This window comes from Paenibacillus rhizoplanae (genome assembly GCF_042684125.1).
GTDB lineage: Bacteria > Bacillota > Bacilli > Paenibacillales > Paenibacillaceae > Paenibacillus_AQ > Paenibacillus_AQ rhizoplanae.
This window is the reverse complement of record NZ_JBHUKY010000008.1, coordinates 21,476-35,277: the sequence shown is the minus strand read 5'-3', so window position 1 is coordinate 35,277 and position 13,802 is coordinate 21,476. Positions and strand designations below refer to the sequence as shown.

Genomic DNA, 13,802 nt, shown 5'->3' with positions numbered 1-13,802 from the left:
TTCTTGTTTCAACTATTTCAGATTGCCGACAAAGAAGGTAGCAAATTCACGGTCACGCTCCTGGGTTCTCACCACAATGGTGTACCAGCCTGTTTTCGGGAAGGTGACCTTGAAATTACTGCTGACCAGTTCAGCGTAGCTTAGCTTCTGCTTCACCAGCTTCAGCTGTCCTTCGCGGTACAGACCAGGGTAATACAGAATATCGAACGTTCCTGCCTGATTGACCTTGTCTACTCCGCCTACCTTCATCAGGTTGAAGCCGGATACCTTGAAGGTAATGGTGTTGGTATTGAACAATGCAGATTCGCCGGATGAAGCTGAGATTAAGGTATCGTTACCGAAGACTAGCAATCCGCCGTCCTTCACGACCACCACATCCTGATAGACCACCGACTTATTGCCTACCTGATCAACTGCTGTGTACGCTACGCGCTGGCGTCCAAGCTTGCTCAGATCCAGTCCGCTGACCGATACTTTCACGTTAGCTTCAGCCGATACATTATCAGAAACGGTAAAGCCACCGAGATCCGTACGGAAGTTAAAGTCTTTCTTGTTCTGAACAATCCCTACTGTTTCCTTGTTCAGTGTCAGCTCAGGTGCTGTGTTATCAAGTCCTGCAATGGTCACTGGAACCTTGTTCACATTGCCCAGCAGATCCGAGATGGCAATGACCGCTGAACCGCTGCTCTCAAAAGCACGCGAGTAGCTGTACGTTCCATCCGCTTTACTGATCTGGTTCGTATACGCGGCTCCGCCCTGAATAGGTCTTACGCCCGAGAACATGTGGTTAGGGGCAGCTACTGTGCCGCTAAGCGTAACCTTCACTTTGCCTTTGGCATATTTCTGTCCGCCGATGGTCACAATCTGATCGGCCGGAACCGCTTTGCCTTCGGCATCTACAAAGGTATAGGCCACTTTGTCCGGTACTGGCGGCGCAGAGAGAACATTCGTTACCTTCTCTTTGATAACTGTCGTATTGCCGTATACATCCACCACAGTGAATGAAGCCGTTCCATTCTCCATGAGTGTAATGCTCTTATCCGGACTGATGATGTTGAACGCTTTAGCCGAAGCATCCGCCTTCTCTACCGTAACCGTAACCCCAGTAGAGAACAGCACATTGCCGCTGTTATCCTTCAGGGTGCCGAAGGTCTGGCTTCCATTCTCGCCATATTGGTAGGAACGGACTACTTTTACCCTAGGGACTTCCTTGTTAATGTTCGCAACCGTTGCTTCAACCTTATTGACATTTCCGGCTGCATCCTTAATTTCGAATTCGAACTTGCCGTTCTCCGTGAAGGTATAGGCCGTCTTGCCGCCATTGTTCACAACCGTGACCGGCTCAGAGGTGCTCTGGAGAAGGGCAACCACATTACCGTTCGTACTCTCCATGTATGAATATTCAACGGTTCCTTCAGGCTTAGTACCGTCAATATTCTTCACGACCAGATACAGCGTATCTGTCCGGTCCGGATCACTGAGATCGGTGAGATCGAAGCTGTAGTAACCATTCTCGTAGATCTTGAATGTATTCCCGGTCCGCACAGGCACCGAAGGGTTAATCTTCGAAGGTATTACGCGGATACCCGGCGGGAGCGCGATCTCAATATCCGCACCAACCGTAGCATTGACCGGACTGTTCACGCTAAGCGTTGCGAGTGCATATACCGGCTGTACGGTGGTAGGAGTGCCTTCCCCGACATCAAGCTTAGCCGCTGTACTGATCAGACCTCCCGGCGTTCTGTACTTCACCGCCACCTGGAGCAACTTCGGATCACCAGTCGGAACCTTCACTGCTACGAAGTTAGTGTAAGGCTTCCAGTTCAGCCAGCTCACCCCGTTATCCGGTGAGACCGAATATTCATAACCGGTCTTGTCCTCCGTTTCAAGACTCAGCTTCAGAATTGCCGTGTAGCCGTCCTTATCATCACCGGACAGATAGATCAGAGAAGACTTGGCATTGGACACAGGTGCCTCCGGTTGTGTGGTTGCCGATACTTTGAAGGTTCCTGCGCTTGCCGTCACAGAGCTGTTGCCCGCCCCGTCAACCGCGAGTACATATAACCGGTATTCGGCAATCTCTCCCGCTTTCAGCGATTTGTCGTCAATGGACACCGAACCGCCTGCCGGTACGTCCTTCCATTCTGTAGAAGACTCTGTAGGTACTTCTGCACCCGCTTGTTGTCTGACCCATTTATATTTGCTGACAAGTCCTGTTTTGCTGTAGAATTCCGACACGCTGATCCGCGTCTTCTGTAGCGGCAGCGGGTAAGCAATACTATCAGGGCTGAAATATACTACCGGTGCTTCATTATCAAAATAATAAGCCTTCGAGTAGTAATACGTTTTGTCGCTGTGCTTCACCATAAGATGAATGTATTGCGTTCCGTTCAGCTTTAATTTTTCAGCAGAAACGACATAGCTGTAAGTGGCTTCACTTACAGAAGAGCCAAGGCCCTTGGCTGCCAGCTTGGCATCGGTGCTTCCTGCCGCCGGTTCGGAGGCTTCCGGTGAAGCAGCAGGTGCCGCTGCCGGTTCAGTTGGTTCTGCCGAAGCAGCAGCTGTCGCTACCGGCTCGGCACTGTTATCCGGTGCCGGAGTCTCTTCCGATTCAAGCGGCGTCAACGAAGGCGCTGTTGGCCCGGACGACAGGAACTTCATAATGGCTACCGGCCCGATGCTTGCTATAACTTCCGGCTCAGCCGGAGGACTTGGCTCTGTAGGAGCACCAGACGCTTCCGGTTCCAATCCGTCTTCAATCAAACTTTTCTCAGACAGTGGAGATATACCGGATGACTCAGAAACCTCCAGCCCGGTGAATTCACTATCCCCTGGACGAAGAGAGCTGTCGCTGATGGCATAGCCCACATAATCGGGATGCACACCGCTGATCTGGAACGTAACATCATGACTCTTCACATAGTTTGGATTAGCTTCCGGTGTGAACTGCGTTGGAATCGCAGCCTCCGAACTCACAACCACTGCTCTTTCCTGCGGCGTCTTGATCGTCTCATTGCCCGCTTTATCCAGCGCCTTCAGATAGAGCCAGTAGGAGCCGTCCTCATCAATATCCTCATAGGTAGACCGGGTTACGGTCGTGCCGGAATATGGTGTATCTGCCCATTTTCCGCTCGCCGGGGAATCCCCGTCCTTCACCCATTGATACTGCACGCTGCTGACTCCGCTATGCGGGTCCTTCACCAGAGCCTGTACCGTAGCGGTATCCTCGGCGGCTAGCGTAATGGCAGGCCCCTGGTTGTCCAGCTTAAGAACGCCTACTTCATGCTTCCAGTTAGAATCGTCCTTCTTGAAATCTTCAAGCGGCCAGACACTCTTATCGCCGTATTGTCCAACAGCGGCCAGCGCCTGATTATCGGCATAGAAGATTTTATCTGTCTCTGATCCCGGTGCCTCTGCTTTCCAAGCTTTATACTGTTCCTCATGGGTATTCTTGTAGACGTCTTTCTTCTCATGCTGCATCAATTCTCTGGCTGAATCCCAGGACATATCGGCAGTCCAGGTATGCAGATACCACTCACCGCTGTTCCCTTCCTCGAAGGCCTCCGCCGGAGGAGCAAGCAGGTTCGTCTTGTTGTTCACTACCGACAGCTCTATATTCTCGAATTCTCCGGGATACAGTTCATCCGACGGCTGCTTGGCGGAGAGTGCATAACGCTTAAGGGCTGCGTAATGGTCTCCGGCTACACCGGCGAACGGATCAGCCTTATCCTGGCTCCACCAGTAGTACACCAGCCCTACCGATGGGGAGGCTTCCGCACTCATATTGGAAGGACGGTAGATTCCCCGGCTCGGCCGTTCCGTACCGCGGTCACCTACGGTAGGATCAAGATGCGGTACTTTAATAGAAGGATCGTTGGCGTCAATCGTAACCTTACCTTTTTTGGCATAGGTTGTATCCGTCGCGCCGCCTGTCTCGAACCGGTAACCGATTACCGGCTCCGTATTGTCGATGAACAGGTTCGCCCAGTCGATCTTGGAGTTGGCGAGTGAAAAGTCACCGCCCTCAATATTAGGGAACTTCTCTTCATGAATTCCATCGAAGTTAGCAGGCTGAATCATCAGGTTGCCTGCGTAATCCTGGATAACATCGGTATCCATCTGGATCGGCTCACTGCCGCCCTTCGCATCATTAGATATGGCTACGGCCTTGAGCAGCGGAGTTTCCACAGTCAGCCCGTCAGGCACAGTCATACGAAACGTCCAATTCGGTGTATTCCTGCCTATAACATAATAGGCTTTCATTCCGTTATTGAAGAGGATGAAGGTCTTCTTCTCATCCCAGCCGGTTTTGGCAATCGCCTCTTCCGTCATCTGGAGGGTGAAGTCAATTACATCTCCCTTATTCAGCGTAACCCCGGTCAGGATCTCCGGCTGAATGCCATTCTTGGTCTTGGAATACTTCGGACGCACGGCATCGACAATGACGCGGAAGCCGCCCCGGTCGAAGTCAAACGGGTTCCCGCTTTTCCGGTCCAGCCAGGCATTGCTGCCGCTGCTCGGTACAGTATTGAGATTGACAACCGCTTTATTGCCTGCCGCATCACTGAGCACGGCTTCTTTCAATTTATTATCAAGCGACAGATCCATCTGCGCACCGCCAGTGGTTCCCCCGGTAATTAACGGTCTCAGCGGAAGGTTGCTGCTGTTATGGAAGGGAACTCCCGTATATCTGTAGGCAATTTTTTTCTGGTAGGAATCTAAAGTATCCTTGGTAAAGCTTGTATTCTGCAGATACTGCTGCTGTCCGGCTGCCGGAAGTCCGGTGTCCGGATCATTAATGAACAGCTTGTGCCGCAGGAAGTAGTCAGAGTTGTCTTTGACTACCGAAGTCGGTCTGACCGGCTCACTGAAATTGTAGCTGAGCGTGATGTTCTCGTCTCTTTTGACATACAGCTCTTTCTGGTTAATATTCTCGTTGAGCCGTTCTGCACCATTGCCGGTAAAGGTATAGTTATCAATCACCGGACGCTTGAGATCCTGGAACTTGAGGTAGAATCCTCGCACACCCGCTGCTTCACCATCGTCATCGCCTTCACCCCAGACCTTAATGGTAATAACAGAATTAGGTTTGATGATGGCCTTGGCCGACTTGTTATACCGTTGGCTGCTGCCTGTTCGTTCATTAATAATATTTTTTCCGTCAATGTTTACTGTAATGGACGAATGACGGGTCCATAAGAACCCGGAGTGACGCCGCAGCACGGCAAACCCTGTAAGCATCTCCGCATGTCCGCTCTCCGCCATATTCTTTAGAATGGTATTGTCGGCTACTTTCACCTGGAATTCAACCGTTGCTTCATTATCATCGACACCGGCAAAGATATCGCCCTTAGCCCAGTCATACTTGGCATCTTTATCTTCCTCTGTCTGCTTAAAGCCTGGCACCTTCGTATAAAAGTTGAGAAACGTATTATCCGCAGGATAGCTTAGGTTTCCGACATGTTGTCCGTTTGGAAACGTAACCTCATAATCATCACCCGCAGCCTCTGCCAGTCCGCTGAAGGAACTGGGTATTAACGATAACAACATACTAAGAATCAAGCTTAGCGAGGTATATCTCTTCAATCTCCTGCTCATTAACAATTGATGCTCCCCCTTATTCGTTCATCATTTCCTGTCCGGCGTGCAGCAAGATTCGCTGCCTATTTTTTCATATCTGCGTTTATTCTATCAGGCAGCTCTAAACAAACTCTTAACAAATCTCGACAAAAGCTGCGTCAAACGCCCCGAAATAGGGTTAATATACTCGGAAAACGAAAAAATTCCTGATTTTTAAGAGAAAATGTCTGAAAACACAAAAAAACCGCAACTGAGCAATGCTCAGTTGCGGTTTTTTTATAGTATTATTTGCAATCTAAACGAATCATTTATTGATTCAGGGTAATCTCCAAGCCAAGGGTATAATAACATATAGGGTATGGTGGATCGTAACGTTACTGACATTACTCGCTGGATAATCTCCATTTGTTTGGGAATGGATCCTTGATTTTCATCAACCAACATGAAGATAAGAGAGCAAATTCGGATTCCCCGAGCAGTCTCCTTCGTATGAAAAAGGTATTGGATCCGTTCGCATTATCTTATTTCAATTCAACCACGTATTCTTTGTTAATTGGTGAATTACCCCATTCTACTCCATATAGAGAGCTGAAAAGTTAAACCCAATGGTCAAGGTACTAGCGGTGTTCTCTATATTATATATTATGAGTCACTCTCAATTTTACCATCAGAAATTGTGAAGGTATGGTTACATAGTAATTGGATGTCTTCTTTGTTATGGGACGTCATAACAATTAATTTATGTTCAGATTTCAACTTCTCTAGCATTGTTCTTAATGTTAGAACAGAAGTTTCGTCCAGAGCATTAAAAGGTTCATCCAATATGATAATTCGTTGATTTTCCATCACTGCTTGAATAATTCCTAATTTCTGCTTCATTCCTAGTGAATACTTTTTAAATTTCTTCTCATCCTCCCAATCCAAATCGAATATAGCCATGAACTTTTGAATATCATCATTCTTAGTTACATTCCTTATTTTAGCTAGCATTTTTAAATTTTCATATCCGGTTAGATGACCTAGAAAACTAGGTTTTTCAAGAAGTATTCCTAAATTTTCAGGAAATGAAATATCTTTACCTAAAACTTTATTGTCTATTCTAACCTCACCGCTAGTTGGCAGTATCAGACCAGAGATCATTCTCAAAAACATTGTTTTACCACTTCCATTCTTACCAACTATTCCATATATGTTATCACTCTCCAAATAAACATTTATATTTTCAAGAATGTTAACTTTACCAATCGTCTTGGTGAAATTCGTTACTTCAATCTTCATGGGGTATTAGCTCCCTCTTAAGATTTATTTTTTGAATAAGGGTAATTAGCACGATCGCAAGAACAATGCTTTTAAGTACATCAAATAATAAATTGAGTGGACTACTAGATCGGGGTAAAATATATAAAACAGAGCCTTCATAATGACTAGTCATAGCTAAAAGAATTGAAATTCCACCCGAAATTATAAAAACACTTGTTTTCGTATACATAAGTAATAAAAATATCTGCAATAAAACGATAACTATACAAAAAAGAAAAATTCTTAGCACAACCCCAACTAAAATTATAATTTCTGTTTGAACAAACATAAAATTATTGTAAATAAAGTCAAATAGCAATCCAAACAAATAAAACAATATAACAAATGTTGCTGTATAAATGAAAACTCCTTTTAAGAGATCCTTTAACCATTTGTTTTTATTTCCATACCGAATAGATAAATATTCAAAACCATCAATATAATAAACAATATAATCAATAAGTGTATACTGTAATAATGAAAGCATCATAACAAATAAGCCCTTTAACAGCGGGCCGTTTAATGGCTTCCCTCCAAAGATAGTTTGATACATTGATGTAAGGTCACTAATACCGGTGCTTTTTAAGTAGTAATAACTAACCATAGAGGCAATAAGTAAAATAACAAGAGAAGAGGGCCTAATTAGCCTAAACACATTCCTCATATAAAGTCCTTCTTATCACTTATCATAATATTTAGAATTATTGAAATTAAAACCATGCCGAGCATCCAAAAATAACTTTCTATCCCTTTTTGAAAAACCCATGAAAACAGCAAGTTTATATCTAGACCGAAAAATTTTCTAATATAAGATCGTAATACTATAAGCTCCAAAGCCATCCACATAAAAACAATTAAAAAACAGTACTTTCTTAAGGTCATTTTGTTAGACCACTTCAAACATGATATTACATTAATAAACAAGACAATTCCTAATAAATATCTAAAATACCAGTCTGCTAATTTCATAATAAAATTATTTTCTACAAGTAATAAAGCTCCGAATATTATAAAAATAAACATAACACTTAAACAAATAAATCCTTGTATGTAATATCCGAGTAACTCTCTTGCTAAAATTTTCCTTCTATTATCTAGCCTCACATAGGAGAAATCATTTAGGTTACTAGCTTCAAAATTCAATCCAATCGTAACTACAGAAATAAATTGAAAAACAAAAAACCTATCATATATCCACTGGTCGAACCAGTTATGACCATTAGTGACTTTAAACAAGAAGATAATGCCGCTAATTGCTGTATATATGGTAAAGCAACAAAAAAAAGAAAATCTACTCATAATAATCCCTCATTTTATAAAAAACTGCACCAACTAATATAAAATTCACCAACATCCATCCGACAAAAACGATTATTACATTTTCCCAAGTAATAATGTCTGTGAGAGCACCTACCGCTGCTGGTTGAAGAATTATCCGTATGTCATACACAAATAGTTCAGGAAATGAATCAAATATATAATTAATTATATATAGAATAATGACAGGTAAAATAAGGTGAATATACCTATTTTTCAAATTAAGTAACATACTAATGCAAAGTGAAAACACAGCAAACAAGGAGATTGCTAAAGCATTCATCAATGTATAGATTTGAACCATATTCATTGGATTGGAAATAAAAGCATTATACACAAAACTTCCCGCCTGTGGCACCAAAAAATCATAGTTAATTGTCTTATGGGCTGTATCAGGGAAAAGCTTATATGTCATTAAAACATTTATCTCCAAAGTTACTAGTACTACAAGGAACGACAGTATACTTGTAGTAATAAACTTTGAAAAGTAGTACTGACGTTTACCTCCTCTGATAATTTGGTTCATATACATAGATGTGCTCTTATCTTCGTAGTAAATTAACCCAGTAAATAATACAGTAAGAAACCAAAATATAGTACTATAAAGACTATTCCCCCAACTTACTGAATTAATTAACATCCAAAATTGGAATGGGTTTTGCCCAACAGTCACTTTTAAACCAGGATAATTAGAAAAATATCTAGCTACTGTAATTGGATCAACTATAACAATGATAATCAATAATAAAATAGAAACTAATACTTTTCTATCTAAAAGAAGTCTTTTAAAATCAACTTTGATATAACTGAATAGCCTTCCCCCCACTTGTTTATCCTCTCCTTTTTTGCGAATATTTTAAGCTACGTTTATAAAGCAAATATTCGAGAAAACCAGATAAACATACCTTGTGCGTACCACAATAAATGGGGGACTTTATGTCCCCCATTATTACACTATGAGTATGAAACTATCGGTTAGTTTGGAGTCCATTGACCAGAAACAGTAACTGACGACGATATATTAACTGGATTATCAAGGTTTAGTGTCACTTTTGTACCTGTAGCCGGTACCTCAATATCATATGACACACCAACCCAACCGTTATTAGAACTGCTATCGTAAAGTATATTATTATAAGGAGAAGACAAATTAGGATTAGTCCAAAAACCATCTTTTTCTGCCCATGCTCTAACGTAGTTACCGGATCCGGAACCCAAAGATGATATTATGATGTTGAAGCCCGGCATATCACTACTTTTTACCAAGGTACTTATCTCAGTATCACCTTGGTTCGCTGGTAGTGAACCTGAGAAGGAAGCTGTTACGGCAAAAACTGATGTTGTGGTAAAAATAGCGCTTACTACTAGAGTGGCAATAACTAGTTTACCTTTGTTTTTCATAGTATATTCCTCCTAATTATATTTCTATATTGAAAGCCGGCCGGCATCTCAATCAAGCAGATGTTGATACGCGTGATATAAATTATTCAATTTTCCGAATTATGCTTAATATTTCCTAGTATACCACCCTAATTATGGAAACGTATATAGGAAAAAATGGTTTTTTTTAAATTATAGTCGAATACTCTCAAATCCAAACTCTTTAATTGTTCTACATATCTATGCTTCGATAAAAACCTTCACGTAACTCCTTTGGCTAAACAAGGAAGTCGTTCAGACGTTTTTACACAGTACGAAAAACATATTGATGTCGACCGCCTAAAGACTTTTGTCACATATTGAATACCGTGCTTCTGAAGAACTAGAGGCAAGACTATTCTGTTAGGCATCCTGCCCCACTCTATCCTTTGGAGGTGTATCTGTTCATACGCAGCATGTAACCATAAGCGAGGCAGCACAAAGATTGATGATCCAGACTATTCTTTTTATCATGTCTCTACTTTCTCCTTTCTTCTTCATGTCCTTAGCAAATGTTGTCATGTGAAGTCTATGCATGCTTATATTCGAAAAAACCGGCACAATTTGCACAATAGCTATCCTTTGATTCCTTTTTTCAAAATTCATTATTTTGAAACAGGTATATTATTCCCTTTATGCCCTTGCTAAAAATAAAAAGAGCCTCCCACCAACCTCAACCGGCTGCGGAACGCTCTTTATATTTAAATTTCCAGTTCTCTATCCTTTAGAGCTTCGCCGCCCGCTGCCCGATCGTCCGCTCTACCTGCTCCAGGATGGCGGACACCGAGGCCGGGTCCTTCACATCATACTCATCAATATTCAGCCGCAGCACCGGGCAGGCGCTGAATTCGTTAATCCACTGGGAATACCGGCCGTGCATATGCTCCCAGTAGGAGACGTCAGTCTGGATCTCCATCTCGCGTCCGCGCTCATTGATGCGGGTCAGGATCGAAGGCAGGCTGCCTTCAATATAGATCAGCACATCGGGATGCGGGAAGTATGGCGTCATCACCATGGCCTCATAGAGGCTGGTGTAAGTGGCATAATCGGTCGGGGACATGGTGCCTTGATCGGCGTGCATTTTCGCAAAAATCCCGGTATCCTCATAGATCGAACGGTCCTGCACAAACCCGCCGCCCAGCTCGAACATCTTCTTCTGCTCCTTGAAGCGTTCCGCCAGGAAATAGATCTGCAAGTGGAAGCTCCACCGCTCGAAATCGTGATAGAACTTCTCCAGGTACGGGTTATGATCCACCTGCTCCAGCGAGGTCTGGAAATTTAGGCGCTCCGCCAGTGCTGCGGTCAGCGTCGATTTTCCGACACCTACGGTTCCGGCTACCGTGATAATTGCATTGTCCGGGATGTTGTAACTGTTCATTTCATAAGCTCCTTTACTTGTTCGGCGATGGCGGTGAAATCTTCGGGCTTCTCCACGAAATCCACTTGATTGCCGTCGATGGTGATAATTACGGTGGACGGTTCGCGGCGGGCCAGTGAGGCCATCGCATCGTCATAATCCTCAATTAACTGCTGGAGGTAGGCAGGGGCAATGATCTCTTCGAAGGTACGCGCACGCTTGGCAATCCGGGCCAGCAGCGTATCCAGATTCGCCCGGATATACAAAATAATGTTCGGTTTGGGGAAATCGTCGGTCAAAATATGATAGATCTCCCGGTATTTGTCCCGTTTCGATCCCTTCAGCGTCCGTTCCCCGAAGATCAGATTCTTATAGATATGATAATCCGAAATGACCGGCTTCCCTTGATCTATGTACTGCGTCGTAGTATCTTCAAGCTGCTTGAACCGGTTGCAGAGAAAGAACATCTCCAGCTGGAAGCTCCAGTCGTCCATATTCTGATAGAACTTGTCCAGAAACGGATTTTCGTCAACAATTTCTTTAATGACCGGAAGCTGTAGTTCGGTGGCGAGCATCGTGGCGAGGGTGGTTTTACCGGCTCCAATCGGGCCTTCCACGGCTATAAAAGGTGCATGTTTCATTAACGCTAATTTCCTCCTCAAGTACGGACAATTCCAAAAAACAGACTAAATTATTGTACCACAGGAGCACCGCCAGCAACGGTTAATTTTCAAAGAAACTTTTTGTGCCTGTGCAGCGTCTATATTCAAGGTAATATATTCATTTATTTACCTAATTCAGTAATTTCCTATAGAGAGTAGAGGATATCATGATGAAAAAAAGAAATTTGCTTGTGAGCATGGTTATGACTTTGACGGCGTGTCTGACTCTTTGGACTCCCGAGGCTGCAACAGCAGTAGCTAGTAGCAGTGGCTCCGGCATCGCTTCCTACGGACCCGATTATCTGATTAAAGATGACGGGACCCTGTGGGTCTGGGGTGAGACGAAATCCGTACCTACGCAGGTACACGGACTAAGTGATGTACAGGCTTCTTTCCCGCTATGGAATGGTGCGCTGGTAACTACCAAGGATGGCTCGGTCTGGAGATGGACTAGCAATGCCCGGACTATGGCCATCGAAGTTACGCCAGTGCCGGAATTAAAGGAGTTGACTAATTTCCAAAGCAGATACCCGCGTCATCTGGCAGTCACTGGAGAGGGTACAGTATATACTTCAGTTACGTCAACTAACGACAATACGACCCCTCCGTTTGCGCCTGTTCCAGGCCTGGATCACGTTGCAGCTATCTCTCAATATTACGAGAGCAACAAGCTTAACAATAAGGTTAGCGACTGGCAGCGTTATCTGTTCTTGAAGACAGATGGGACGGTCTGGACCAGTATTGACGAACTTGCCACTTCGAAGCAAATCCCCAATCTGAAGGATGTTATCCAGTTGGAAAAGAGTTATGCGCTGCGCAAGGATGGCAGTGTCTGGACCTGGCCGGTCCAGGATAGTTATTTACCGGAAACCAATAGTGACCCGGCCCTGATAACTGCAACTCCTTTTTCCAGCTTAAAAGATATTCGGGCGCTGTACAACAATGGACGCAGCCGGCTCGCGATTGACAAGCAATCCCGTCTATGGTTCTGGGGCTCCACGGTCACCGGATATTCGGATGGAACCACGTATCAGGATGAACCCGTTCCGGTTGTCTTCTCAGGAATCAGCAAGGTGACCGATGCCTACATCGTTGAACAATCTATTGTCGCCCTGACCTCAGACGGCAAGGTCTATGCAGCTTCGATTGCAGCAGAGCTTATGTCGCCGAATGCAAAGTTCACCTTGCTTGCTTCCGATATCCAGTCGATAAAAGGCGGCGGAAGACATGTCATTATGCAGAAGAATGACGGCACTCTCTGGGGCTGGGGCGTGAACAAAAATGCTGAACTCGGTTACGGCACCTATGAATTCAGCTACAAAGAGCCTGTTCCGATGCAAAAGCCAATCTCCGTTAGCCTGAATGGTGAATCCATTGCCTTCACGAACGGTGTTATCACCCGTAACGGACAGAATTTCATTCCGCTGCGTTCGCTGTTCACCAAGATGGGAGCTACTATCGGTTATTCCATGGACAAAGTAGTAACGATCACCGGTACCGCTGCCGACAAAACTCCGCTAACCATCGTCATTAACACCGTGAACGGAGCCACCACCGTAAATAATAAAAGCGTCAATCTGGCAACACCGCCGTTTGTAGTTAATGGCACCGTCTACCTGCCGCTGCGCTTCATCAGCGAACAGCTTGGGGCGAAGGTTGACTGGCTGCCGCAGGAGAGCAGAATTGCGATTAGTATGAAGTAAGAAGGTCTTCCTCCCATAAAAGAACAAAACGAGCTATCTCCCATCGCAGATGAAAATAGTCCGTTTTATAAATGATTCGTTACTCTCCGACCTCCATTGTTGCACTAAATGCAGGATTATTGGCTGGTTAGGAGACTAATCTAGGCATTGTTGCACTTTTTGCAGCATTTCCGGTGGATTAGCAGCTGAGATCAGCAGATTGTTGAATTTTGTGCAGGATTTCGCGCAAACGGACGGATCAGCGGCGGCATTGTTGCATTTATTGCAGCATTTCCAGCAGGTAAAGCAGCGCGGCACCGGGAAAGTAACAGTGAGCAGTGAGCAGGACTAATTACTGATTAGCGGCAATATAGCGGATATTCATCAGAAAAATAGCAAATTGGCAATATCGCAGGCTGCCGATCAAGCAAGCTCCCCCTGCCCATCCGCGCACCCAAAAAGCGCCCCAACAGCAATGCTGAAGGG

The 13,802-nt window shown here is 44.5% G+C and carries 9 protein-coding genes; 1 reads left to right on the top strand and 8 read right to left on the bottom strand.

Annotated features, from left to right (window positions below; genetic code table 11):
• Nucleotides 1-12: 12 nt before the first annotated feature.
• From ACFSX3_RS02335 to ACFSX3_RS02300, 8 genes are all read right to left on the bottom strand, one after another.
• Nucleotides 13-5,598: a hypothetical protein gene (locus ACFSX3_RS02335; protein WP_379312565.1), complete on the bottom strand. Its 5,586-nt coding sequence runs from the start codon at nucleotides 5,596-5,598 to the stop codon at nucleotides 13-15.
• A gap of 624 nt (nucleotides 5,599-6,222) precedes the next feature.
• Entirely contained in the window at nucleotides 6,223-6,858 is a 636-nt protein-coding gene (locus tag ACFSX3_RS02330; RefSeq protein ID WP_209991147.1) for an ABC transporter ATP-binding protein, read from the bottom strand.
• Nucleotides 6,848-7,543 carry a hypothetical protein gene (locus tag ACFSX3_RS02325; RefSeq protein WP_209991148.1) on the bottom strand — a complete coding sequence of 232 codons (696 nt, stop codon included), beginning with the start codon at nucleotides 7,541-7,543 and terminating at the stop codon, nucleotides 6,848-6,850. Before ACFSX3_RS02325 ends, ACFSX3_RS02330 begins: the two co-directional genes overlap by 11 nt.
• Entirely contained in the window at nucleotides 7,540-8,178 is a 639-nt protein-coding gene (locus ACFSX3_RS02320) for a hypothetical protein (RefSeq protein WP_209991150.1), read from the bottom strand. Before ACFSX3_RS02320 ends, ACFSX3_RS02325 begins: the two co-directional genes overlap by 4 nt.
• Nucleotides 8,171-9,022, bottom strand: coding sequence for a hypothetical protein (locus ACFSX3_RS02315; protein ID WP_209991152.1), 852 nt, complete (start codon nucleotides 9,020-9,022; stop codon nucleotides 8,171-8,173). The genes ACFSX3_RS02320 and ACFSX3_RS02315 overlap by 8 nt, the downstream gene beginning before the upstream one ends.
• A gap of 149 nt (nucleotides 9,023-9,171) precedes the next feature.
• On the bottom strand, nucleotides 9,172-9,597 hold the full coding sequence (locus ACFSX3_RS02310; RefSeq protein ID WP_209991154.1) for a hypothetical protein: 426 nt from the start codon (nucleotides 9,595-9,597) through the stop codon (nucleotides 9,172-9,174).
• 742 nt (nucleotides 9,598-10,339) lie between these two features.
• Nucleotides 10,340-10,993: a deoxynucleoside kinase gene (locus ACFSX3_RS02305; RefSeq protein WP_209991156.1), complete on the bottom strand. Its 654-nt coding sequence runs from the start codon at nucleotides 10,991-10,993 to the stop codon at nucleotides 10,340-10,342.
• The gene (locus ACFSX3_RS02300) at nucleotides 10,990-11,613 is read right to left on the bottom strand and encodes a deoxynucleoside kinase (RefSeq protein ID WP_209991158.1); all 624 of its coding nucleotides are present in this window, start codon (nucleotides 11,611-11,613) and stop codon (nucleotides 10,990-10,992) included. Before ACFSX3_RS02300 ends, ACFSX3_RS02305 begins: the two co-directional genes overlap by 4 nt.
• Nucleotides 11,614-11,801: 188 nt before the next feature.
• Here ACFSX3_RS02300 and ACFSX3_RS02295 point away from each other — a divergent pair, with 188 nt between their 5' ends.
• On the top strand, nucleotides 11,802-13,337 hold the full coding sequence (locus tag ACFSX3_RS02295) for a stalk domain-containing protein (RefSeq protein WP_379312561.1): 1,536 nt from the start codon (nucleotides 11,802-11,804) through the stop codon (nucleotides 13,335-13,337).
• Nucleotides 13,338-13,802: the final 465 nt, after the last annotated feature.